This is a genomic window from Paenibacillus alba (assembly GCF_013204855.1).
Lineage (GTDB): Bacteria > Bacillota > Bacilli > Paenibacillales > NBRC-103111 > Paenibacillus_E > Paenibacillus_E alba.
In genome coordinates, this window is sequence record NZ_JABMKZ010000025.1 from 37340 (window position 1) to 61954 (window position 24615).

Here is a 24615-nt window from a genome sequence, read left to right on the forward strand (position 1 = left end):
TTCGAAATTGCGCCTCTTTTCCATAATTTAGCCTGAACGGATAGGAATTAGCCTTCTACGCGGTAGACGCTTTTGATAGCATGAATAACGTCCATAGAATCGAACTGTTTCAGTACATTTTTCATACTGGCTTGGTTCGCATCGTGGGTAATGATAATAATTTCAGCCTTCGGATTGCTTTGATTCGGATGTTGGAAGACTGATTCCAAGCTGACTTCATGGTGAGCAAAAATTTGGGTAATTTGCGCCAGTACACCCGCTTTATCTTCAACATGCAGAAGAATAAAGTTTTTGGAAGCAATTTGTTCGTCCGTTTTCAGCTTCTTCTCTTTGTAAGGCGCGAGTACGGTACGTCCATTGATACCCAGCTTCAAATTCCGTACAACAGCGACCAAATCAGCTACAACTGATGTAGCCGTTGGCAGTTCACCCGCTCCAGCACCGTAGAACATCGTTTCGCCAACAGCTTCTCCAGTGACATATACCGCATTGAAAACGCCATTAACCGAAGCAAGCGGATGCGAGCTTTTGACCATTGTCGGCTGCACGCTTACGGAGATGTGTCCATCATGGTTTTCGGCAATACCAAGCAGTTTCACTTCATAGCCTAATTTTTTACCGTATTGGATATCCTCTTTCGTAACTTTCGAAATACCTTTTGCTTCTACGTCACTTAAGGCAACATTAGCATGGAATCCGAGCGTAGAAAGAATCGTCATTTTGCGGGCAGCATCCAAGCCTTCAACGTCGGAAGTCGGATCAGCCTCTGCATAGCCAAGCTCCTGCGCTTCTTTTAAAACGTCTGCATAAGCCGCGCCTTCTTGACTCATTTTTGTCAAAATGTAATTTGTCGTTCCGTTCACAATCCCCATGATCTTCGTGATTCTGTCTGAAGAGAAGCCTTCAACAAGTGCACGAATGATCGGAATACCGCCAGCCACGCTCGCTTCATAGAATACGTCGCAGCCATGCTCCGCCGCTTTGGCCAAAATTTCTGCGCCATGCATCGCCATAAGATCCTTATTGGCTGTTACAACGTGCTTGCCATTGCCTAAGGCCGTTAGGATATGCTCTTTCGTTGAAGACACTCCGCCCATAACCTCAATCACAATATCAATCTCGCTATCGCCGATTACGTCCCATACATTTTCTGTCAGCTTATCGGCATCTACACTGATGTTGCGCAGCTTTGATTTATCTTGTACTAAAATTTTGGCAATTTCAATCGCGGAACCGGTTTGGCGCTGCAAATCCTCCTGGTGCTTTTCGATAATACGCACGACACCTGTTCCTACTGTTCCTAATCCAAGCAATCCAACCTTGACTGGTTTCATTTCATTTACCTCCCGTTTCATGTAGCTTGATCAACTTCCTTGACCGATAATCATCGCGCGCTTGACTCCATCCTGTGCCTGAAGTCGATCTAGAATCTGACGAATCTCTTCCCCTAGGGAAGTGGTTTCAACCGAGATGACGACATTGGCCATACCTTGCAATGGAATCGTCTGATGGATCGTAAGAACATTCCCATCCAGTTCAGCAATAAGCGCCAATACGCGTGACAAAATTCCTGAGCGATGCTCTAAATCCATGGATATTGTAATAATTCGTTCTCTTTCCAGCTTGCTGAGAGGATGGATGCCATCCTTATACTTATAGAAAGCGCTGCGGCTGAGCCCTACTTGTTCAACAGCCTCGTGAATCGTCTTTACTTCGCCTCTTGCCAGCAATTCTTTCGCCTGCGCCGTCTTGAGTACACCTTCCGGCAATATATCTTCCCGGACTAAGTAGTACCTCTCAGGACCGGTATGCTTAATCGTCTGCAAAAACTCTTTGCTTTCCGGCACTGGTCTACCGTCCTCTCTAGAAAGACTATTGTTTCTCTATAGAGGACATTATATCGAATCAAGCTGACAGATGCAATAGGCATCTCTCATCTACTCTTGCATTCTTTGCAGCCTTGATCTTACCTATGATAAGCTGAGATTACTAGATAAGAAGGGACTCTTTCCATGATTACATTTCGAATGCTATCTACAGCACTGCTCTGGAACAGCCAGAACGAACTCTTGATGATGAAACGTTCCTTAACACGCACGCTCTCTCCCGGTGTTTGGGCAGCAGTCGGCGGCCACTTGGAACCCGATGAGCTCAATAATCCGCGCGCGGCCTGTTTACGAGAAATATACGAAGAAACCGGCATCGAACATGATGAAATAGAAGGACTGCAATTACAGTATGTCTTACTTCGTTTAAATGGACAAGAAGTTCGCCAGCAATTTTTCTATATCGGCAAAATGGATGTCAATCCGCGCATTGTCACCAATGAAGGCGATCTGCATTGGATTCCCAAAGAACAAGTACTCGATCGCCCAATCCCTTATATTTTCCGCTGTTTGCTTGAACACTATTTCCAGGTTGGTCTTACGCCGCACCCATGGATCGGTTCAGCCGGCGTCATCGCAGGCACAGAGGAGCCTACCGTACATTGGAATCCTCTCATAGACCCGAAGCAGCTCTGACGCCTCGCATCTATGTCTTATAACACAAAAAAACCTTAAGCCCACAGAAGTGGAACTTAAGGTTTTTGGGTTGGTCGCCTAGAGTGCGCTTCCGCCAAACAAGAAGCGATATTCCCAATGCCGATTAGCAATGGAGTCAATACGCACTCCGCCGCTTTCTTTGGAGTAAGTGGACAAGATTTGACCATCGCCCAAGTAAATAGCTACATGGGTTATCGTCTGCGTTGATTTATTGATTCCCTTGTAGTTGGATGCGCTTGTCCCTTTGTAAGACATGAAGAACATGAGATCCCCTGGCTTGAGATCGTGCCAGTCTGTTTTGGCATGTCCCAGAGATTTCACATAACTCCCTTGTCCTCTAGAGTCGCTTGGCAGTTTCAAGCCAATGCCATCCAGGAAGGCTTGACGAACAAAGTCGGAGCAATCAAAAGTCGCTGTATTGTCACGGCTTGACCCATATTCATAGGGTGTGCCCAAATATTTCTTTCCGGCTGCAATAATTTTTTGAACCTTTGTAGATGTTGAGTCGCTCCCGCTTCCACCTTGGTTTCCACCGCTATTGGATCCGCCTGATGAGCTATCTCCAGAAGTTTGTATGTATTTGGAACTCGTGCTTATGTACCCTTCACGTCCGTCGGAAGCTTTTACTTTATACCACCAACTGTTTACTTTGGTCAAAATGGTAACTTTCTCTCCCTGCTTCAGGTATCGAATCCGCGCCGAATTCTCATCTGCACTTTGTCTCAAGCTGACACTGCTTATAATCTGAGCAGTTGCTGCTGTTGCTGCTGAAGCTTGCTGCGGCATCGGTATCGTAATCGCCCCAAAAATAAGGGTGGGTAAGAGCGCAAGAGTCAATAGTTGTTTTTTCATGTTGTTAGCCTCCCTAGCTTTTCGCTTTAGCTTATTTACCTCAATATACGGTTCGTAAGCACAGGCCAATTTAAGGGGATAGCCGCAACATAATTCAAAAAAAGACCCTGCCTTCGCCTGATTGCCAGGCAGAAAGGTAGGATCTTTATCCGATTTTTGTGGAAGAGTCATTCCCATTAGAAACGTCTTTTCGGGTAAAACGATGGCTTTGGTCGATCCATTTTTGCATGACTTTATGGGCTTCTCTCCTCTGCAGCAGAGACTCCGCCAATTGAAAGCCTTCCTCATAGCTGCCAACCTTATCAAACCAAGTCAACCGCAAGCCCGTATTGAAAATAACATGATCCCGCTCGCGCCGCAATTCCTCGGAATTATCCCCCGCAATGATCCGCTGCACGATGGAAACCTGATCCTCTTTGCTTATCGGCAGCAAGGGTTCGCTCCGAAAACCGAATTTCTGCGGTTCCACCACGCGTGATTCATCACCCCATGGAGTAACAATCCGAATCGTGCTGTTTTGGTAAATAGGCAAATCCTCGGAACCTTCAATGCCATTGACAATATATACATTTTGCAAGCCTGAGCTCATCGAAATAGGAATCAATGACTCCATCGTTTTCCGCTGGTTCACCCCAATGATCATATTCATCGAGTGTACCGGATTCATCACTTTCTCTACGATGTTCATAACGGTGCGCATGCCAATTTGCTCACGTACCTGCTTCAGTTTTCCTAAAGGCGGGCAGAGCTGCTCCGTATGCAGAAATCCAATGTGCAGATGGACTAACATCGTCTCCCAAGCTTTAACGGTTACGTCCAATTCTACGCCCAAACCTTCCAGCAGCTCTTTCATCGCCGTTCCTTGCTTCGCAGGCAGCGAGTCTCCGCCATGCAGAATCTGTGAGAAACCCACAGAGGCCAGCAATAAACTGACAGGAAGTGTAATCGGGAATAAATGCCGCCCCTCCGCAGGTCCAGCGCAGTTGAGTGAATCGGCTAAAGGATGGTAATTCAAGGAATAGCTGCGGAAAACATCCACGAACGCCCTCATCTCTTCATCAGCTTCTCCCTTCATACACAGCGCCATTAAAAAAGCGGCACATTGCGCATCCGTTGAATGTCCACCGGCCATCTCATGAGCTGCTTCAACCGCCTCTTCATAAGAAAGATCTCGTGAGCCTTGCTGACCTGACCCTATCGCTTGAATCCATCTTTTCATCGTCACTCCTCCTCCCTGCTTGAAGTCATTCAATTTAATGTTACATTAACTTACATATATAAAGCAATTATCAAGAAAATCGTAAACCTTTTCTAAAAACATGTCAAGTTTTATAACATATAATGCGCGTTTAACGCAAAAAAACACTCACCCTGTGCAAGGATAAGTGTTTTGTGAGTTTACTGCTTCTCATCAAATTCAAAATCAAAGTCGCCAATTTGGATCGTTTGACCATGAACGGCTCCACGCGTACGCAATTCCTGATCGATTCCCATATTCCGCAAAATCCGGGCAAACCGGGCAACGCCATCCTGTGTACTGAAATTTGTTCGCTTGATGAGCTTCTCAATCGAAGGACTTTCGATCACGAATACATCATTGTCACGACGAATCGTATAGTCATTCTCCTCGCGTTTCTCGAAGCGATATACTTTACGTTCTTCTTTTTGAGCTACACCCTCAACCTCTGGTGCATTCGGAATGCTTTCTACAATATCCGAAATCTTGTAGAGCAGCTCCTGAATACCGCCTCGCGTCAAAGCCGAAATCGCATAAACCTCTACTTCCTTGCCATCCGCAGCCAACTGCTCCTTAAACAAGGTCAAATTGTCCTCGGAATCCGGCATGTCCATTTTGTTCGCAACAACGATCTGCGGACGCTGCTCCAGCTTCGCATTATAGAGCTTGATTTCCTCGTTGATTTTGAGGAAATCCTCGTAAGGGTCGCGACCGTCCGCAGCGGACATGTCCACGACATGGACAATCACTCGCGTCCGTTCAACGTGACGCAGGAATTCATGGCCGAGCCCCACGCCTTCATGGGCTCCTTCGATCAGACCTGGAAGGTCCGCCATCACGAAGCTGCGTCCGTCGCCCACATCCACAACCCCGAGGTTCGGAGTCAGTGTTGTAAAATGGTACGCGGCAATCTTCGGCTTCGCGGCAGAGACAACCGACAATAGCGTCGATTTCCCAACGCTAGGGAAACCCACTAAGCCGACGTCAGCCATCACCTTCATCTCTAGGACAACCCAGCGTTCCACGCCTTCTTCGCCATTCTCGGCGATCTCAGGGGCTGTAACGCGCGCGGTTGCGAACCGTGTGTTGCCTCGACCGCCTCGGCCACCCTTCGCAACAACAACTTCTTGTCCGTGACGCGTCAAATCAGCGATGACTTCCTGCGAATCATCATCAATGATCGTAGTCCCTGGCGGGATGCGTACAACCATATCTTCTGCGTTAGCGCCATGCATCGACTTATTGCGGCCTTTCTCGCCGCGATCCGCTTTAAAGTGCTTCTGATAACGGAAATCCATCAAGGTACGAAGGCCTTCATCTACACGGAATACCACATCTCCGCCATTCCCGCCATCACCGCCGGCAGGACCGCCTTCCGGTACATACTTCTCGCGTCGGAAAGCAACCAAGCCATCGCCGCCGTCGCCGCCTTTTACAAAAATCTTCGCTTTATCTACAAACATTTCTACACCTCAACTAAGGAGAGACTTTGACCTTGAGCCAAAGATCCCTTTATTTATGTATGAAAAGGCAACCGCAACGTCACAGCCACTTCTTCCTCTTGCCAATCATTGTGCTCTAGCGTAAACGAATGGACATTCGAACGCAAGCGCTCATTCAAAGCTTTCTCAAGTTGCTCCCGATGATAGGGGCCTTGATATACAAAATCAAGCAGTAAGCTATCTTCTTGAACATCGAGTTCTAAGCTAAGTGTCCCACTTTCGCCATCACCTGTAGCTGCATGCTGCTGGACACATTCCACTGTTTGCCGTACCACTCTTTCGATCAGTCCGCTTGGCAAAGGGAGCTCAGCCAGATTCATTTCCTGATCTAGTTCAACCACGAACTCGAGTGACTTCGATTCGACTCGGAACAGCAACAAGAAAGCAATAAACGAGGGGAGACCTAACTTGGAGAGATTACTTTCCTGCTGCATATTCATTTTTATTTTTTCCATATAAGGCTGTAAATTATCAAACTTCTTCAGTTGAATGTAACCAAATAAAATCTGAGTGTCGTTCATCCAGTCATGTCTAAGGCGATTCATCACCTGAATTAGCTTCTTCTGACTCGTGTGTTCCTGTTCGTGAAGGATTTGAGTCCACTTTTCTTCTACTCTGCTTGTTTCCAGTTTAAAAGCTGTATAGCCACATACCACAACAATGATGACCACCGCGCCTCTGACAATCCAGGATTCCACAAACATCATCCCTGTTAGTCCGAGGAGCACAAACGCTAATAAATAAACCTGGGCGCTGCCTGCTCGCTTCATTCCCCGTTCGCTCCGTTCTCCCTGCTTTGTAAACGTTCATCCAGTATATCATGATGTACCAGCAAACTTCACCAAACAAATGAGAAAACCTCCGCCCTCGGCCATCAGAAAGCGTGACCGCGTTTAGAGGTTTGTTTCGTTCTAGGAAAAAAATCCCTGAGCGAACTCAGGCTCGCCAGGGATTCATATTACGCTTCTACTGCTGCAGCCACAGGAGCTACATCAACTGGGTATACGCTCACTTTTTTGCGATCGCGGCCCCAACGCTCGAATTTCACTACGCCTTGTACCAAAGCGAAAAGTGTATCATCCGAACCAATGCCTACGTTTGTTCCTGGGTGAATTTTCGTACCGCGTTGGCGATAGAGAATGCTGCCCGCAGTAACCGTTTGACCGTCAGCACGTTTAGCGCCAAGGCGCTTGGAATGCGAGTCACGTCCGTTCTTTGTGGAACCTACTCCCTTTTTGGAAGCGAATAACTGGAGATCCAATTTCAACATGGTGTTTATCCTCCTTTGTGATAGATTGTTTCAATCGTTATATAGTCACCGTAGTTTTGTTCAATCGTTTGAAGCATAACGACCATCGATTCCAGAATCAACTGAACTTGGTTCCACGTTTCCACCATGTCCCGCGTGCTCTCCGGGATTGTAACATCCAGAAGGCCTCGTTCCATTTCGTGAATAGGAATCACACCGGTTAAAGATTCTATAGAATTAAAGGTACCAACGGAAACCGCCGATACTGCAGCACAGACTAAGTCTTTGCCGGGTACGTCATACTCAGCATGGCCTGCCACTACATAAGATAAGATCTGAGGCGAATCCGGTTCAAGACGCTTTATGGTCACGTAGATCATAAGTCAGCCTATTACGCTTGGATTTTCTCAACAACTACTCTTGTGTACGGTTGACGATGACCTTGCTTTTTGTGATAGTTCTTTTTCGGTTTGTACTTATAAACGATGACTTTAGCGCCTTTGCCGTGTTTCTCCACTTTCGCGGAAACTGAAGCACCAGCTACCAATGGAGCACCTACTACTAAGCCACTCTCTTTGGAAACCAGGAACACACGATCAAAAGAAACAACTTCACCTTCAGCAGCGTTCAATTTCTCGATGTATAGAACATCGCCCTCTTGAACTTTGTACTGTTTACCACCTGTTTCAATAATTGCGTACATTTTCATTACCTCCTCATGTCTCAGACTCGCCTTGTCCAGGTGACGGTTAGGATGAAACATCCGATGCCGTGCTTAGACCCGATTCGTGCGGTTACAGCATGCCTAAACAACACACTCCGAGTATTATATCACAGAAACATTTTGATATGCAATTCTTTTATTTGCGCTTGCGCGTCATTTCGAGAAGCCCAAGTCTTGTCCAGCCAACAATAATCGTTTTGGAGCGGTCCTTGCGCACGGCTTGCGAGATATTCTCCATGACTGCCGCGCGATTCATTTCGGAAATCATATCTATGAAATCTACAATAATAATGCCCCTGATATTTCGCAGCCGCAGAAGCCTTGGAATCTCACTCGCTGCTTCCCGATTAATATCCGTGACCGTCTGTTCTAAATTAATGGATCCGGTATATCTGCCCGTATTAACGTCAATGACCGTTAATGCTTCGGTTTGATCAATAATCAAATAACCCCCGCTAGGCAGCCAAATTTTCCGTCGGAAACTAATATTCAATTCATCAGTGACTCCGAATTGATCGAACAAGGGAATCTTGCGGTCATAATAGGCAACTCGTCCGCGCCAGCTCGGATGCTGCCTGCGCAGCAGCTGACGCATCTCTTCATACACCTTGGCATCGTTCAGCCAAACTTCGTTTACGTCATCCGAGATGACATCTCGCGTTAATCTTGGCAGCAAATCCAAATCCTGATACAGCTGCGCCGGCGCGTGCACGCCTTCAACTTTGGCTACAATCGCCTGCCATAAATCTCGTAAATTTTGCAAGTCATCACGAATGGATTCTTCACTCTGTCCAATCGCGCCCGTCCGCAGAATAACACCTTCTCCGGGAAGTAAATTGCCCTCTGCAAGCTGTTTGAGACGCTGTCGTTCAACTTCCAAATCAATTTTGCGGGATATGGCAATATAATCGGCATCCGGCATATAGACAATCCAGCGGCCGGGAATGGAAATATGTGTCGTTACTCTGGCACCTTTGGTTCCTTGCGGATCCTTGGTCACCTGCACCATCAGCGTCTGTCCAACTTCAGCGAGCTCCGTTATGGAGGGTTTAATCTTAGGTTGCTTGTCCAAATGGACAGGGAGGAGGTCGTCTATATAAAGAAAGGCATTCTTCGAAAGTCCGATATCGACGAACGCCGCCTGCATGCCGGGAAGAACGTTGACGATGCGACCCATGTAGATGCTGCCTGCTCTTTGGGAATCAAGCGGATACTGCGTATCATACTCAACAAGACGACCGTCTTCAAGCAATGCCGCTTGTGTAAGTTCAGGTGCGCAGTGAATTATAAGTTGCTTCATACACGTTCACCTCAACAGTTATTTTACATGAAAAGATCGGAAACTGCACTCCCCGGTTTTTTTCCATCCAAATAACCGCTCACAATTTGCTGTTCCGGCAGCACGGCTTGTATGCGCCCAACGTCGTTGACGATATAGATTAAATGGTATTTCTCCCGCATAAAAAGCTTCAGCGTTTCCGCCATAGTCCGCTGCCTGGTAATGACAATCGGCTGGGCTAATGTTCCGCGGCTGATCACTTGGCTCATGCGCGCTCCACGGCCAATCAGGAAACGAAAAAAGTGATAGGGCAGCTGGCGGTACGCATACCAATTGGACACGAGCAAAAAAATGCCAATAACCAATATATTGAGCGGGAGTTGTCCGCTGATGAATTGCATGATGGCCATGGCGATAATCGCCGTGCTTAGTATCATACTAATCCAAACCGTATATAAAATGGTGTTGTGGTAGGATAAAAAATAACCCAGCAAGGACTGCAGCACTTTGCCGCCATCCAGCGGCATAACTGGAATGAGATTAAATAAACCAATCATCAGATTGGCATCAATGAAATAGTCCCACCAGCTGCCGACACCTACCCCAAGCCCCTTCATGAGCAGAGCCAAGAGGATCATCCAGACATGCTGCAGCGGGCCGGCCAAAGAGACGACAAGCTCTTCCCAAGTCGGAACTGTCCCCAATTCATCTACAACGAGAACACCGCCAAAGGGCAGAAGCTGAACTTCCTTAACCCGCCATCCGAAGCCGCTCGCAGCAACGAGATGACCCAGCTCATGGACAAGCACGATACCAAATAACGTAGCAGCTTCCAGAAAATATCCCGTCAAAGCGGAACCGATCATGATGAGGGTAAACAAAGGGTGAAAGCGATACGTTGTTCCGGCCCATTTAATCAAAGTTCGTCACATCCAGTGGATTAATAGGACGACCGTCTCTCGTCAAAGCGACATACAGCGTCCCTTTGGCCGGATCCTTTTTATCGGCTTTGCCTATCGACTCGCCTACTTTCATCCAGTCCCCTACTTCTACATCGGCCTCGCCTAATCCCCCGTACAAGGATTGCAAGCCGCCAGGATGGCGAATGATGATCGTTAGCCCTGTCTCCACAGCAACACCGGAGAAGATAACCTGACCAGTATCCAAAGCGTATACAGGTGCATATTCAGCGGTATTCAAATTAACGCCCGGATGGTTCGTCCCATCAAAGGGCAGGATGATGCTTCCTTTGACCGGAGAGTAGAAAGTGCGTTTCGTTGTACTCACTTTGACCGCCTCATTCCCCTCACGGTTAAAGCTGGGAATAAACGACGGCGAACCGCCAAAACGGGTCGTATACCAAGCCGAAACCGCAGTGAAATCATAGGATTTTGTAAGAGAAGCCGTCACGATCTGCTTTCCCTTCAGCGCCCATGGCTGGTTCAGCTGAAACATGCCATACATCGCCGCAAATAAAGCTCCGCTAATCAAAAGCTTAAGCGCAATCTTGCGGGATGAAGGCGGCGATAATAGGCCTCCCCCTTCATCGCCCCCATAATCTCGTCCATGCAAGGTTTTGTCCATGCGCATTTTTTGCTGCCAGGCATATTCCGGATCTTCCATCCGTCGTTTCAAGTCCATATCTACGTAAGGCGGTGTCTGGGGGTTATGAAGCATGGGCAGCTGCTCATTGAGTCGTGCAGGCTTGTATGGACCCGCGTTCCCCTTAAGGGTATCCGGCGTTTCCCGCAGATTGCGAAGCCGTTCCAATCGTCTTTGCTTGACTTTATCTTTGACTTCCATGGAAGCCCCTCCTAAACAGTACTAGCGAATCATGTTTAGTACAGCCTATGAGAAGAGGGACAAGATTATGTGATCAATCACGTTTAACCAAAAAAAGCCCTAATCTTACAGAGCTAAGGACTCTGCAAGACTAGGGCTGGATGTTTAAAATAATTCAGGCTCACGATCCTGATGCAGCTTCACACTCATGACTAACCCTATTGAAAGCATGTTGATCATAAGCGAGGTTCCGCCGTAACTGACGAAAGGCAGCGTTATTCCCGTTAATGGCATAATTCCTATCATCATGCCCACATTTTCAAAAATTTGAAACACAAACATGGACACAACACCAACGACGATATAAGCGCCGCCCAGATGCGTGCTTTGAATGGAGATGAGAATCATCCGGTAAATCAACAAGAAATAGATAAGCAAGAGAACTGCTGATCCACGAAAACCGAACTCTTCTCCTACCACAACAAAGATGGAGTCCGAGTATGCGAAAGGAATAAAGTTACTATGAACGGAAGTTCCCTTCAGGAATCCTTCCCCTTCTAGACCGCCCGAACCAATAGCTCTAATCGCATTATTTACTTGATAACTATCATCAGCGGCTACTTCTGTCGGGTACAGAAACGTATCAATCCGGTCCAGCCAGTGGCTGAAGCCATATCCCTTAAGCAAGTCATACAAGGGTTGATGAAATTGTTTGTACAGAGTCAATATTAGGAAGCCAGCCCCCGCCAAGATCACAACACTGAGCAAAACATGCGAATATTTAATATTTCCAATCCAGAGCATACCGAGCAGAATAATGACAAAGATGATCGCATTCCCTAAATCCGGCTGGATAAGAACCAGAATAAAAGGCAATACAACAGCTGCTCCGACCGGAATGATATCATTCTTAATTTGCAATAGATCCCCGCCGCGTCTTGCCAAGAGCGCTGTAACGCAAATAATCAGAATTAACTTCATCAATTCCGCCGGTTGAAAGGTAAGTCCCCCGGGAAGCTCAAACCAACCGCGTGCACCATGAATTTTTTTACCAAAAAAATACACAGCGATCAATGAAAGAATACCAATTCCGTATAAGTAAGGAGCGATTCGAATAAGAACGCGAAAATCAAATATACTGCATGCCAGAAAAGCAATTAAACAAACCCCGTATAAGACAAGAATTTTGGTGACGCTGATAACAATTGACGGATGATCAACAGAGGCGCTGTACACCATCATTGTGCTGATCACCATGAAGGCAAGCAAGATGACTACTATCGGAATATCTATGTTTTTCAGTTTCGCAAGCACTGTCCAATCATCCTATTCCAATAAACTTTTTCATACGTTTCACCCAGCCCGTTTTGTCTTCCAATTGCATAAGCGGAACGGTGTCCCCCAATATGCGGCGAGCAATGTTGCGATAAGCGATAGCTGCGCGAGAGGATGGGTTCATAACGGTGGGCTCGCCTAGATTAGCTGCCTTGATGACGTGCTCGTCATCAGGAACAATTCCTAATAAATCAATCGCCAGTACCGAGCAGATCTCGTCTATATCCAGCATCTCGCCCTTCTTCATCATCAAGGGGCGTATACGGTTAATAACCAGCTTGGGAGAGGAAATTTTCTCATTCTCCAGTAGTCCGATAATCCGATCAGCATCACGCACAGCGGCATTCTCAGGCGTGGTCACGACAATCGCTTTGTCAGCACCGGCCACAGCATTTTTGAACCCTTGCTCGATGCCCGCAGGACAGTCAATGATGACGAATTCGAAGTCTTTTTTGAGCTCGAGAATAATATCCTTCACTTGTTCCGGCGATACAGCATGCTTATCCTTCGTCTGCGCCGCAGGCAGAAGATACAGCTCATCGAAGCGTTTATCTTTAATTAAAGCTTGCGGCAACCGGCAGCGGCCTTCCGCCACGTCGACCAGATCGTAAATGATCCGATTCTCAAGTCCCATGACGACATCCAAATTGCGCAGTCCGATATCGGTATCTACCATGCAAACCTTTTTCCCCAATAGTGCCAATGCTGTTCCAAGATTAGCGGAAGTCGTTGTTTTACCAACACCGCCTTTTCCTGAAGTGACAACGATTGCCTCTCCCATACTTTCTCACCCCACACGCAATTTTTCTATATGTTATATACTAAGATTTCAAATTTGAATCCGGCCAAAGTCGATGAAGCTGATGCACCTTATCGATTTCCATTTTGCCTTCTTTCACGTAAGCAAATTCCATGAAGGCCTCTTCAATTCCCCACTCATCGGGAGAACGGCTGATGATGCCGGCAATACGCAATTGAGTAGGGCGCATATGGGAGGCTGCGATAATAGCTTTATCATCGCCGTCAATCCCCGCATGCGCCATCCCCCGAAGCGAACCCATAATATAAATGTTTCCGGTAGATGTTATCGTTCCGCCCGGATTCACATCGCCTAAATATAGTAAATCACCCTCTTGGTGGAGGGTTTGTCCCGAACGAATCATGCCCTTAACTGTTGTCATTGAAGCCGCAGGTTCTTCAGCGGCAGCCTCTTTACGGGGCTCACCTTCGATCGATTGGATGAGAAGATTGCCTTTTTGCTTAATGACAGATCTAATCTCGTCCTTCTGCTCTTCCGTCACGTCACGGCTGCCTAATTTCACATGCACATGAATAATCGGTCCAGTCAATATTTGTTGATGCGTTTTCTCAAGCTTATGCTGCAGCTCTTGCAGCAAATCTTGCCATTCGCATGCATCGTTTAGTAAAAAAACAAGGCCATCCTTGACCCCTTTTATCATTACATGGTGCTTAGTTACGGACATAAGTGTATGACAACCTCCCAACCTATACATTTCGGTTCATGTCCTGAATTCTCCTGCAAACCGCCCAGAAAATTAATCTTCGTTTCCGGCAGGCACATTCCGCTTTCCTTCAAGCAGCTTGCGAATGGGAACGTAGCAAATCAGGGCAAACAGCAGATTAAACAGAACACTCGGAAGCATGTAGTGGGTGAGGGCAAATTTCAGATCAATGTCAATAAGCTTGAACAAACGGTTGATCCCGTAGTTCAAAAACTCAAACAAGAGCAGTCCCATTCCGGTAATCAGCAAATTATAAAATATTAAATTAGGTTGTCTTCGCTGTGCTAATCCAGCCAAGTAGCCGGTTAATCCCATACCGAAGGAATACACCCCCAGCATGGAACCGTAGTAGTTGAAATCATGCAAAAGCCCAAACAGGAGCCCGTAAATGAGAGCGGTATGACGATGATGAAAAAGTCCGATAAACAAGATGAAGACCAAAGTGAAATGGGGCGTTACACGCACAACCCCTTGCCAGGCCGAAGGGATCAACCAAACAAAGATACTGCCTTGCAGAATGAAAATTGCTAATAAAATGATGAGCCACAGCAAATGTCGATTCACGTTACGGCTCACCTCATTTCACTTCCGGGACTTCGACCACAAACACTTCGCGAATATGGCTGAACGAAGCTTTGGGCTTCACCATAACCTTGTATGTGATGCCGAATTCCCCAGGGCCGATGGATGAAATAGTTCCAACCTCAATGCCTTTAGGAAACACTTGACCCAAGCCTGATGTAATAATGGTGTCTCCAACTTTCATATCATCCGCGTGTTCAACCTTGTTCATCACAAGCTCGCCAGTATTGGCATAAGACTCAATCATCCCGAATGGCTGATTCTCATTACCCTTAACCGTAACGGCGATGGCCTTGGAATTATTGTCAGAATCATTGATTTCGTTGAGCAATTGAACGTTCGAGTGAAAGCCGAACACTTTGCTTACTCTGCCTACCAGACCGTCCACGGTCATGACAGCCATATTTTCCTTTATCCCGTCTTTATCGCCTAAATTAATCGTTACCGTCGCATTGTATGGATCTGTATCCATCGTAACGACCTCCGCAATGCGATACGTGTACACGTTGGCTTGACGCTGGCGCTCTGTAAAGCCAAGCGCTTCCATTAACCGCTTGTTCTGAGCCTCCAGATCATTCAACCGCTGCGTATCTCGCGCATACTGCGTAAGCGTCAGCTTCAGCGTCTTGTTCTCTTCATAAATAACTCTTAACTGACGAACATCTTCAAAGAAACCCGCTACCTGCGCAGCGGGCTTGTAGAAGAGTCCTTGCGTCCAAGAAACGGAGTCTTTGACGAATTTCTCCGGCCACGTCATCGGTGCCCGGTTCCCTAGTGTCAATCCCATCAATATAAAGAAGCAGACAAGTCCGAACATCAGGAAAAACAGCCTCTTGTTTCCCATAAATTTAAACAACATGAGCACCTTCTAACGAATATTAACGCTTATATCGCGAGCCTGATCCTGACTTATTCTTGAACAAATGAATGTTTTCTAGTGCGCGTCCTGTGCCGATTGCCACGCAATCGAGCGGGTTCTCTGCCACGAGGACAGGCATGCCTGTTTCTCTTGCCAGCAGTCGATCAAGATTGCGAAGCAAGCCGCCGCCGCCCGTCAGAACGATGCCGCGGTCCATGATATCCGCGGACAATTCTGGTGGACATTTCTCCAGCGTAACTTTGACCGCTTCGACGATGGCATTGACCGTGTCCTGAAGGGATTCCGTAATTTCATCGGATGTCACGCTCATCGTTTTGGGTAATCCGGAAACCAGATCCCGTCCACGAATTTCAATTGTTTCCGGCTTCTCCATCGGAAGCGCAGAGCCAATTTCCATTTTAAGCGTTTCGGATGTGCGTTCCCCAATCATCAAATTGTATGTACGCTTAATGTATTGAATGATAGCATCGTCCATTTCATCCCCGGCGATGCGGATCGAGCGGCTGGTAACGATGCCCCCGAGAGAAATCACCGCGACTTCTGTCGTTCCGCCGCCAATATCGACGACCATACTGCCTGTTGGTTCCCAAACAGGAAGATCGGCACCGATTGCCGCAGCAAACGGTTCTTCAATCGTGTACGCCTCGCGCGCTCCGGCTTGTTTGGTCGCATCCTCAACTGCACGTTTCTCTACAGCTGTAATTCCGGATGGCACGCAAACCATCACATTCGGGTGACGCTGGAAGAGCCAGCGCTGCTTCTGAGCTTGTCTCAAAAAGTAGCGGATCATCGTCGCTGTCGTTTCAAAGTCGGCGATAACGCCATCTTTCATCGGGCGAATCGCACGGATGTTGCCAGGGGTGCGCCCGATCATTTTTTTGGCCGCGTCTCCGACAGCCTCGATTGTTTTCGTATCCGTACGTAGAGCAACCACAGACGGTTCTCTAACGATAATTCCTCTGCCTTTTACATAAACCAGTGTGTTCGCTGTACCCAAATCAATCCCTAAATCCTTCGTTAAACCGCCAAACATGGCAATGCTCCTTTCCTGTTGCCAATCTATTATATTACATAAAGCCTTGTTCCTTCAAACTAATGAATCGCTGATCACCAATGATAACATGATCCAGTACTTCAATACCAATGATAGTTCCCGCTTCCACTAAACGATGCGTTAATTGAATATCCTCAGGGCTTGGTGTGGGGTCGCCGCTGGGATGATTATGTACACAAACGATAGAAGCACTGCTGCGTTTGATCGCCGCGCGAAACACTTCTCTGGGATGTACGATGGATGCATTCAAGCTGCCCATAGACAAAGTTTCCTGCGCCAGCAAATGATTCTTCGTATTCAGAAATAAACAAACAAAATGCTCCTTTTGTAAATAACGAAGATCTTCGCTCATCAAATTGGCGATATCCTTGGGCGAACGAATCGTCACCCGCTCGGCATAGCTGCTTTTGGCGAGTCTGCGTCCAAGCTCAATGCCAGCCATAATTTGCAGGGCTTTCGCATCGCCGATCCCTTTGATCTGCGTCAGCTGATCTTTGCTCATATCTACTAGACTGCGCAAGCCCCCACTTTCGTTCAATATTCGTGACGCCAAACGCACAGCTGATTCAGATACGGTCCCTGTTCGAAGCAAAATAGCCAAAAGTTCCACATGACTAAGGGCTCCAGCTCCATACTGGAGCATGCGCTCTCTCGGTCTTTCCTCATTTGGCACTTCTCGCAGCATCAAGCTTGTGGCTTCCATGAATTCCCCTCTTTCATCTTGTAGGTTGTGTTACTTGCCTCTATCCCATTCATGCCGAAATATGCTCAAAAAACGACATAAAACCCCCGGATTCATAAGATCCGAGGGCTTCTAGGACAATAGCTCATTATTCGATTGTGGGCATTCGAAAGCTCTAATTCGTTCCAACATACTGCCGATGGTATGTCCATTGAAGTACAATTCCATCTGCTTCTCGGCGTCTGCGAACACATCTCCCATTAATTTATCCATCTTGGATGAAATCAAACAGGGTTTATTCTCATCCCCAGAGCACCAGCTTGGCTTCAAGGAGCCTTGGCACGTCAATCGGTAAATTTCACCGAGTGTCACTTCGTCCGGGTTCCGGCTAAGGATGAAACCGCCGCCGATACCTTCTTTCGTTGAAACGTAGCCTGCTTTTCGAAGAAAGCCCATCACTTTGCGAATACGAGCAGAATGTGTAGACACATTCACAGCAATTTCTTCGCTTGTTGCCATATGATCGGGCAAATTAGCGAGAAATACAAGGCTGTGGACGGCTATCGTAAATTCGCTGTTCATGGTTGGTCCCCCCTGAAGAATGCGATGTTGTGTCGCTTACTGTCATTGTACCCGTTACAGATTATTCAGTCAATGGATGGGCACCTTTTGGGAGGCAGAACGGTGAACGTTTAGAGAACTTCAATATCAAACTGAAGCAGCAAATCGCTTAGCAGAGACAGCGGCAAGCCAACAACGGTGAAATAGTCGCCTTCGATGGCATGCACAATCGTAGCTCCGATCCCTTGAATGGCGTAAGAGCCGGCCTTGTCCTTAGGTTCTCCTGTCGCAATATAACGAAGAATTTGGCTGTCGTTCATTGGCTTCATCTTGACATCTGTGACACTGTGCGAAACGGCTTGTTTTCCCGTAGCTGCATCGATACACGCGATCCCGCTATAAACTTGATGCGTATTGCCTTGCAGTGCTTGCAGCATCCGGAAAGCGTCTTGTTCGTCCGCCGGTTTACCCAAAACTTCATTGTGGTAAACAACGACCGTATCCGAGCCGATAATAATACCATGCTGCTCTCCAGCTTCCAGCATTTCACGCACCATGGATGCTTTGCGCAAAGAAAGCAATTCCACCAACTGAGCTGGCGTGATTTTTTCTTCGACGGTCTCATCTGCGTCACTTACTCGAATGATATAGGGTAGACCTAATGTTTGGATAAGCTCTTGTCTGCGCGGCGATGACGAAGCCAGAATAAGTCTTTGCTGTTGATTGGTATGGGTACTCATAAGAAACAACTCCCGTTCAAAGTAATAATCGAATTCACACATAGGCGAGAATGCCTTTTTTACACCTTGCGATACAGGAGGTAGGCCCCCACTAATCCAAGAATACTGCATAAGTTTAGTTTCACCAAAAGATGGAACTCATATTTCACAACCTGCAGATCAGCTTTAGGCTCCCAGGAGATCTGAGCTGATTTGGTCAAAAAAGCAAGAGCAGGGACCGGCGCCAGCAGCTGGCCAACAATAATCCCGGTAATCAAACCGACGATTAAAAATACGATTAATGCGAAGGTGCCTTTTTTCATGCCTGTCATCCTCTCTTCTATGTACAAGCCCTATTATACTGGCACACTCCTCTTTTTTCCATGAAAAATGTGATCGCATGGTGATTGTTACCTGCTTACATCCCCTGCTGATCCTAGTAAGATAGTTACCGGAGGTATCTCAACTATGACTCTACTAAAAAGACTTATCCTATTCACTTTTCTGTTCACCATTGCCTTTCCGTATCAAGCCTTTGCTTACAAAGTTGTGCTGGACGCCGGACACGGCGGAAGTGATCCCGGAGCTATCGGAGTCAATGGTCTCCGTGAAAAGGATGTCAACTGGGACATCACCCAAAAGGTACGAGACGAGCTGACCGCGCTCGGTTATGAGGTTGTTTTGACCAGAAAAGATGATTCCTACTGGGCGCTTGCACAGCGAGTCGAATTCACGAATGCGCAGCAAGCGGATTTATTCGTATCCATTCATGCGAATGCACACCCTGATGGCAAAACCAACGGCTCGATGGTGCTTTACTATGACAACGCCTATCCGCAAGAGGATTATCCTGCCAGTGAAACGATGAAGCAATTGACTCCCTACAGCAAAGATCTGGCACAGCACGTTTTGAATTCTCTGGTCGCAGCAGTGGGCACCAAAAACTTAGGACTCGTCCCAAGTGCTGTGTATGTCGCTCGAATGGGGACCATTCCGAGTATTCTCGTAGAAACAGCTTTTCTCAGTCAGAGCAGCGATGCCGCTTTGCTGGCCAGCGATGCGGTTCGAGCCAAGATGGCGAAAGGCATCGCGAACGGGATTGCAGCTTATGCACCTCCCTTGTTCACGGACACACTTACCCATTGGGCTCGAGAAGCGATCGTGCGGATGCAAAATAAAGGTGTCATTGAAGGTATGGCCGCCAATCTGTTTGAACCCGATCGCGCACTAACCAGAGCTGAATTCCTCACCTTGATGGATCGTGTCTTCACCTTCAGCGAAATGAAAGCGTCCTGCGAGCCAAGCGGGACTGTCACATCGCTTGTATATGGCTGCCAGGCCGGTGCCGCTGAGCAAAGCTACAAAGATCTGCCAACGTCTCACTGGGCTAGCCCCGTGTTCGCCAAAGCCAAGAAACTGAATCTGCTGCAGGGGTACTCGGATGGAACCATCCGTCCCAACCAACCGATTACACGTGGCGAGGTTGCCTATCTGTTTGACCATTTGCTGCAGCTATCCGCCACTGCAAACAGCAGACAGCAGGCAGCACAGCTGCCTAGCTTCGACGATGTGCCCTCTACGCTATGGAGCGCCAAAGCCATTTACGCTTTGCAAAATAAAGGATTGATCAATGGCATCACCAATACTTCGTTCAAGCCCGATCAAACCATTACCCGCGCCGAGATAGCGGCCTTGTTGAATCGTTATTATGTCAAATGAAAAAAAAGCGTGTCTGAGCCCTTAAAAGGTTCGGACACGCTTTTTTTAGGAAGGGACGCTGATTTTCTTAATCAGCTCTTTCTGCGCGATAATGTACTGCATCATCGACGACTGAGCTTGCCACAGCATCGCCGTGGAAGGGCTTTTCTTATACTCGTCCATCGACAAGACCGCGCTGTTGATTGCTGCTGTCATCTTTTGCACAACCAATTTCGAGTCATCCGTCAGCCCTTCGTTCATCGCTGTCGACAAGGTGGTTAGCTGTTGATGGGAAGCATGAATCGTCTGCACGGAAGCTTCTGCCAGCGCGGTTGGTTTCGTCTCTGCCAAATGCACAACGGTGAGTCCCGTTATTGCATTCACCAGTTTGTCCCCTTCGGCCAGAAAAGAAGGAACGGATTCCGGTTTTTGTCCGCCCCAACGGATGCCTGTTGCTGCGGGGATATCTAAGCTTTTGATATACACCTCAATCGATTTATCCGCAGCCTGCACCTTCTCACGTAGTGCGAGCGCATCATCCTTCGTTTTGGCAAAACCCACAAATACGGTCAGCTTATCCAAAGAATCCAGTGCAGAAGCCAAGCCTTTCTTTTTCAAAGTATCCTGCGTGGCTTGAGCGCCCTGCAAGCTGCTGAACACGCCATTTTGCAGAAACGTATACGATTTGGCGGGAATTTGCACCGGTGTAACGACCCCAGCAGCTGCAGCAACGGCTGTCGCCTGCTCCGGAGTCGTCTTGGCAGCTCCCGTCGGTGCTTTCGACGGAACCGCTGCCTGCGCCTTAGGCGACGGCAAGGCAATTGTATTTTTAGCTGCCGCAGTGTCGTTGACATCGTTATTGGATGAAAACATCGAAAGAACAAAAAAACCAAATGCGATCCCGGTCACAACAGCACCAGCCACTGACGTTGCAATACGAATCCAAGGCGCGCCCGAAGGTTTGGCATATCGCGTACCGGTCTCTGGCTCCACATAGGGCCCCTTCGAGGTCCAGCTTGACCACTCGTCGCGATTTCGCTCCGGCATCGACTCCTGTCTTTCCGGAGGCAGTTCTCTGTCTTCCTGGCGATCTCTGGCCTCCTGGGATTCACGAATAATTCGTTCCACGCGGTCACTCTCTGTTTCAATCTGACTGGTCCAATTCCCAAAATCAGTTGTAAAGGTATTTAATGCGTGCGGCTCGAACATTTGTTCGACTTGCTCTCTCTCAGCCTGCTGATAGGAAGTTACCGGATCCGGCGCACGTTCTTCTCTTGGATGCGTGACTACTTTAAACTCTTCCTGATAGAGCGGGATGACTTTCTCATCCTGATCAGGTACGCGCGAGGCTTTGCGGGCTGATTCTATGGGTTCTTTTGGATCGAAACGGTAGGTTATTCTAGCTTTGCTCATTCTCTTCACTCCCTCGTAAATGTATTTGGAACGGGCTTTAACGCCACGTTGTCTTGTCCAAATCTTCTGTTACTAGATTATGATTGAGAGAATCGAATTATGTTCCTTTCAGCAAAAAAAGACCGCCTCCAGCCAAATTGGCTTACAGCGATCTTTAAGCTAGGTATTCGTTTCGTATTTCTTGCGCAGCGACTTTGCTAGTCCATCCGCCGCTTTCCAGATGTCACCCGCGCCCATCGTTAGCACGAGATCGCCGGGTTGCACACGCTGAATCAGATCGGATAGAACCTCTTCCCTCGTTGCAATATGCCGGACATTCGGGTTGCTGTTGCTTCTGATCAGTTCAACCAGCTTGACGGAATCCACGCCTTCGATTCGCTGTTCGCCTGCCGGTGAGTAGATATCGGTGATGATCACCTCGTCAGCTTCATCGAAGGAGCGACTGAACTGCTCAAACAAATAATAGGTTCGCGTGTATCGTTGCGGTTGGAAAACAGCAATAATTCGCTTCCCTGTTGCTTTGGCAGCTGATATTGTAGCCTGAATTTCCGTAGGATGATGAGCATAGTCATCGATGACCAAGATGTCCTCTACCTCGCCTAACACTTGAAATCTACGTTTTGCCCCGCGAAACTCTTGAATCGCATCCACAATCTGCTCGAATGGCAATCCCGCTTCCAGACAAGTGATTACCGTGGCAAGCGCATTATACACGTTATGCTTGCCTGGTACGGACAAACTCACCAAACCCAAATCTGCGCCCTTGAACCTTACGGCAAATGTAACTTTGCGGTCACCAAGCGTAATATCATGCGCTACATAGTCGGCCTCGCTATCTATGCCATACGTAATGACTTCGCTCTGAATGGCTGGAATCATTTCCCTCAGGAAGGTATCATCCTGGCAAACAATTGCTTTCCCTCCAGGTCTTACTTGACTGAGGAATTGTTTGTACGCCTTTTTCAAATTCTCGAAATCACCGTTGTAATTCTCCAAATGATCCGCTTCGATATTATTGACTAGTGCGAGAGTCGGATGATATTGAAGGAATGTCCCATCGCTCTCATCCGCTTCGGCAACGACAAATTCACCCTTGCCTGCTTTGGCGTTGCTGCCCACATTCATGATTTCTCCGCCAATAATATACGTCGGGTCCGCTCCGCAAATCTCCATGACCAGCGCAATCATAGACGATGTTGTTGTTTTGCCATGAGCGCCTGCAACGGCAATGCCCTTGCGTTCGTTCATAAGCCTTGCGAGCATCTGTGAGCGATGAATGACCGGAATATTCAATTCCTCCGCAGCCTGCATCTCCACATTATCTTTGGATAGAGCTGTCGAGTACACAACCAAATCAGCGCCGGAAACATTGCCCGCTTCATGTCCTATGAAAACTTTTGCGCCTTTGGCGATTAGCTTTTCTGTAAGTTCTTGCTGTGCTAGATCGGAACCGGAAATTCGGTATCCCATTTCAAGCATGACTTTGGCAATTGCACTCATGCCGTATCCGCCGATGCCAATAAAATGTACGTGTTCTGCTTGACTCACGCCGTTCTCACCATCCTTTTTCAGAATCGGTTTGATAGGTAATCCAAGAACGAACATCAGAGATTAAATACAGCGTGCCGGATACGACCGCCAGATCATCCTGCTCAGTTCTGCTTGTAAGGACTTCTAATGCTTGCTTCCAATCGTGCTCCACGACAATCTCTACCGTGCGATCCATTTCCCGAAGCAGATCTCTGGCAAGCTCGGCAAGCTTGGAAGCATCACCTTTTTTATGAAAATCAGGTTCCGTAAGAATAAGAGTATCCACCAATGGTAGTATATGCCTGAGATAGCCTGTATGATTCTTTGTCGAAAGCATTCCCATCATCAGATGCAGCTTGCGGTACGAATATACACTTTGAAGGGCGGCAGCCAGCGAAGCGGCTCCTTCCGGGTTATGCGCGCCGTCCAACAGAATGCGCGGCTCGTTCGAAATCATTTCAAGCCGCCCTGGCCAGCGTGTTCCCTGAAGCCCCTTGAACAGATCCTCATCATCTACGATGCAAGCATAATATTGACGAAGCACTTCCAAAGTCATCACAGCAACCGCCGCATTCGTCAACTGATGCTCCCCATTCAGAGAGATCGGCACGCCTTCGATTCGGCGAAAAGGTCCGCTGAAATCAAAGGATTGATGGTCCAGCTTACTTGATACATTGGCATAATTGAATTGATGTCCAAGCGAATACAGCGTAGCCTTCTTCGCTTTGGCCGTTTCTTCGATGACATGCCATCCTTGTTCAGGACCCACTGCAGTAATGACCGGTACGCCCGCTTTGATAATGCCGGCTTTCTCAGCAGCTACCAGATCGAGCGTATCTCCCAAGATATCCATGTGATCATGACCCACATTCGTAATAACGGTAACAACGGGATTCACGATATTCGTGCTATCCAGCCTTCCCCCTAGTCCTGTTTCCCATACCACATAATCCGGATAAGCAACTTTGCCAAAAAACATAATTGCCAGTGCGGTCGAGATTTCAAACATCGACGGAGCCCCAAGCTCCGTCTCGGCGATTTCGTCTACGATGGGCTTCATCTCATTCACTAGACGCAGCAGAACCTCATCCTCAATATCCGCACCATTCACCTGCATCCGATTGGTATACTTCTCCAAGTAAGGAGACGTAAACGTCCCCACATCGTAGCCGCATGCCTGCAAAACAGATGATAAATACGCACATGTAGAACCTTTGCCATTCGTCCCCGCCACATGGATGAACTTCAACCTGCGTTCGGGATGACCGAGCTTTTCCATCAGCAATTGCATTCGCTGAAGTCCCGGTTTGATGCCAAGCTTCTCCATCCGGCCAACAATCCACGCAATCGCTTCTTGCGCTGTTTGAAATTCAGCCGAAGGGGTGTCTTTTAATTCGTTCATCGTTCTCATCCTCATTTACTATATGAATCACCTTGTCTGTGTAACTAGGCAACTAACCATTTTACCAG

Annotated in this window: 27 protein-coding genes and 1 other annotated feature; of the genes, 2 read left to right on the forward strand and 25 right to left on the reverse strand. The window is 47.6% G+C overall.

Annotated elements, in window-relative coordinates; all coding sequences use genetic code 11:
- Positions 1 to 47: 47 nt before the first annotated feature.
- Together HQN90_RS25410 and HQN90_RS25415 are read right to left on the reverse strand one after the other, a co-directional pair.
- The gene (locus HQN90_RS25410; protein ID WP_173223918.1) at positions 48 to 1334 is read right to left on the reverse strand and encodes a homoserine dehydrogenase; all 1287 of its coding nucleotides are present in this window, start codon (positions 1332 to 1334) and stop codon (positions 48 to 50) included.
- Positions 1335 to 1364: 30 nt separating this feature from the next.
- The gene (locus HQN90_RS25415) at positions 1365 to 1847 is read right to left on the reverse strand and encodes an ACT domain-containing protein (protein WP_326069968.1); all 483 of its coding nucleotides are present in this window, start codon (positions 1845 to 1847) and stop codon (positions 1365 to 1367) included.
- A gap of 165 nt (positions 1848 to 2012) precedes the next feature.
- Here HQN90_RS25415 and HQN90_RS25420 point away from each other — a divergent pair, with 165 nt between their 5' ends.
- Positions 2013 to 2522 carry an NUDIX domain-containing protein gene (locus HQN90_RS25420; RefSeq protein WP_079419052.1) on the forward strand — a complete coding sequence of 170 codons (510 nt, stop codon included), beginning with the start codon at positions 2013 to 2015 and terminating at the stop codon, positions 2520 to 2522.
- Between the two features lie 78 nt (positions 2523 to 2600).
- On the opposite strand, the gene HQN90_RS25425 is transcribed toward HQN90_RS25420, so the two are convergent.
- The 20 genes from HQN90_RS25425 to HQN90_RS25520 form a co-directional block, all read right to left on the reverse strand.
- Positions 2601 to 3395, reverse strand: a complete 795-nt coding sequence (locus HQN90_RS25425) for a C40 family peptidase (RefSeq protein WP_173223920.1) — start codon at positions 3393 to 3395, stop codon at positions 2601 to 2603.
- Positions 3396 to 3540: 145 nt separating this feature from the next.
- Positions 3541 to 4614, reverse strand: a complete 1074-nt coding sequence (locus HQN90_RS25430; protein WP_173223922.1) for an anthranilate phosphoribosyltransferase — start codon at positions 4612 to 4614, stop codon at positions 3541 to 3543.
- 179 nt (positions 4615 to 4793) lie between these two features.
- A complete protein-coding gene (obgE, locus tag HQN90_RS25435; RefSeq protein ID WP_173223924.1) occupies positions 4794 to 6095 on the reverse strand; it encodes a GTPase ObgE in 1302 nt (433 codons plus the stop codon).
- Positions 6096 to 6148: 53 nt separating this feature from the next.
- Positions 6149 to 6904 carry a Spo0B domain-containing protein gene (locus HQN90_RS25440; RefSeq protein WP_173223926.1) on the reverse strand — a complete coding sequence of 252 codons (756 nt, stop codon included), beginning with the start codon at positions 6902 to 6904 and terminating at the stop codon, positions 6149 to 6151.
- A gap of 188 nt (positions 6905 to 7092) precedes the next feature.
- Positions 7093 to 7404: a 50S ribosomal protein L27 gene (gene rpmA / locus HQN90_RS25445; RefSeq protein WP_079419062.1), complete on the reverse strand. Its 312-nt coding sequence runs from the start codon at positions 7402 to 7404 to the stop codon at positions 7093 to 7095.
- 5 nt (positions 7405 to 7409) lie between these two features.
- Positions 7410 to 7763, reverse strand: a complete 354-nt coding sequence (locus tag HQN90_RS25450) for a ribosomal-processing cysteine protease Prp (RefSeq protein ID WP_173223928.1) — start codon at positions 7761 to 7763, stop codon at positions 7410 to 7412.
- 11 nt (positions 7764 to 7774) lie between these two features.
- Positions 7775 to 8086 (reverse strand): 50S ribosomal protein L21, encoded by a 312-nt coding sequence (gene rplU / locus HQN90_RS25455; RefSeq protein ID WP_029194673.1) that lies wholly within the window; start codon positions 8084 to 8086, stop codon positions 7775 to 7777.
- A gap of 12 nt (positions 8087 to 8098) precedes the next feature.
- Positions 8099 to 8189 (reverse strand) — a sequence feature (ribosomal protein L21 leader region).
- A 54-nt stretch (positions 8190 to 8243) separates the two neighbouring features.
- Entirely contained in the window at positions 8244 to 9407 is a 1164-nt protein-coding gene (locus HQN90_RS25460; protein ID WP_173223930.1) for an Rne/Rng family ribonuclease, read from the reverse strand.
- Between the two features lie 23 nt (positions 9408 to 9430).
- Positions 9431 to 10306, reverse strand: coding sequence for a M50 family metallopeptidase (locus HQN90_RS25465; RefSeq protein WP_173223932.1), 876 nt, complete (start codon positions 10304 to 10306; stop codon positions 9431 to 9433).
- Complete coding sequence (locus tag HQN90_RS25470; protein WP_173223934.1) at positions 10299 to 11189, reverse strand: M23 family metallopeptidase; 891 nt, start codon at positions 11187 to 11189, stop codon at positions 10299 to 10301. The genes HQN90_RS25465 and HQN90_RS25470 overlap by 8 nt, the downstream gene beginning before the upstream one ends.
- 144 nt (positions 11190 to 11333) lie before the next feature.
- Positions 11334 to 12482 (reverse strand): FtsW/RodA/SpoVE family cell cycle protein, encoded by a 1149-nt coding sequence (locus tag HQN90_RS25475; RefSeq protein ID WP_173223935.1) that lies wholly within the window; start codon positions 12480 to 12482, stop codon positions 11334 to 11336.
- A gap of 7 nt (positions 12483 to 12489) precedes the next feature.
- Entirely contained in the window at positions 12490 to 13284 is a 795-nt protein-coding gene (gene minD / locus HQN90_RS25480; protein ID WP_173223937.1) for a septum site-determining protein MinD, read from the reverse strand.
- 40 nt (positions 13285 to 13324) lie between these two features.
- A complete protein-coding gene (gene minC, locus HQN90_RS25485; protein ID WP_173223939.1) occupies positions 13325 to 13987 on the reverse strand; it encodes a septum site-determining protein MinC in 663 nt (220 codons plus the stop codon).
- 72 nt (positions 13988 to 14059) lie between these two features.
- The gene (gene mreD, locus HQN90_RS25490) at positions 14060 to 14590 is read right to left on the reverse strand and encodes a rod shape-determining protein MreD (RefSeq protein WP_173223941.1); all 531 of its coding nucleotides are present in this window, start codon (positions 14588 to 14590) and stop codon (positions 14060 to 14062) included.
- A gap of 13 nt (positions 14591 to 14603) precedes the next feature.
- The gene (mreC, locus tag HQN90_RS25495) at positions 14604 to 15467 is read right to left on the reverse strand and encodes a rod shape-determining protein MreC (protein ID WP_173223943.1); all 864 of its coding nucleotides are present in this window, start codon (positions 15465 to 15467) and stop codon (positions 14604 to 14606) included.
- 19 nt (positions 15468 to 15486) lie between these two features.
- Positions 15487 to 16521, reverse strand: a complete 1035-nt coding sequence (locus HQN90_RS25500; RefSeq protein WP_173223945.1) for a rod shape-determining protein — start codon at positions 16519 to 16521, stop codon at positions 15487 to 15489.
- A 34-nt stretch (positions 16522 to 16555) separates the two neighbouring features.
- Positions 16556 to 17245 carry a RadC family protein gene (gene radC, locus HQN90_RS25505; protein ID WP_173223947.1) on the reverse strand — a complete coding sequence of 230 codons (690 nt, stop codon included), beginning with the start codon at positions 17243 to 17245 and terminating at the stop codon, positions 16556 to 16558.
- Positions 17246 to 17356: 111 nt separating this feature from the next.
- Positions 17357 to 17806 (reverse strand): RrF2 family transcriptional regulator, encoded by a 450-nt coding sequence (locus HQN90_RS25510; RefSeq protein ID WP_079419079.1) that lies wholly within the window; start codon positions 17804 to 17806, stop codon positions 17357 to 17359.
- A gap of 110 nt (positions 17807 to 17916) precedes the next feature.
- Entirely contained in the window at positions 17917 to 18525 is a 609-nt protein-coding gene (locus HQN90_RS25515) for a Maf family protein (RefSeq protein WP_173223949.1), read from the reverse strand.
- 59 nt (positions 18526 to 18584) lie between these two features.
- Positions 18585 to 18827 (reverse strand): DUF4321 domain-containing protein, encoded by a 243-nt coding sequence (locus HQN90_RS25520; protein WP_173223951.1) that lies wholly within the window; start codon positions 18825 to 18827, stop codon positions 18585 to 18587.
- Positions 18828 to 18972: 145 nt separating this feature from the next.
- On the opposite strand from HQN90_RS25520, the gene HQN90_RS25525 reads away from it, so the two are divergent.
- Positions 18973 to 20223: an N-acetylmuramoyl-L-alanine amidase gene (locus HQN90_RS25525; RefSeq protein WP_173223953.1), complete on the forward strand. Its 1251-nt coding sequence runs from the start codon at positions 18973 to 18975 to the stop codon at positions 20221 to 20223.
- A gap of 45 nt (positions 20224 to 20268) precedes the next feature.
- Here HQN90_RS25525 and HQN90_RS25530 read toward each other — a convergent pair whose 3' ends face one another.
- From HQN90_RS25530 to HQN90_RS25540, 3 genes are all read right to left on the reverse strand, one after another.
- Positions 20269 to 21615: an SPOR domain-containing protein gene (locus tag HQN90_RS25530; protein ID WP_173223955.1), complete on the reverse strand. Its 1347-nt coding sequence runs from the start codon at positions 21613 to 21615 to the stop codon at positions 20269 to 20271.
- 159 nt (positions 21616 to 21774) lie between these two features.
- Positions 21775 to 23163 (reverse strand): UDP-N-acetylmuramate--L-alanine ligase, encoded by a 1389-nt coding sequence (murC, locus tag HQN90_RS25535; protein ID WP_173223956.1) that lies wholly within the window; start codon positions 23161 to 23163, stop codon positions 21775 to 21777.
- A 7-nt stretch (positions 23164 to 23170) separates the two neighbouring features.
- The gene (locus tag HQN90_RS25540) at positions 23171 to 24556 is read right to left on the reverse strand and encodes a bifunctional folylpolyglutamate synthase/dihydrofolate synthase (protein ID WP_411830156.1); all 1386 of its coding nucleotides are present in this window, start codon (positions 24554 to 24556) and stop codon (positions 23171 to 23173) included.
- Between the last annotated feature and the right edge of the window lie 59 nt (positions 24557 to 24615).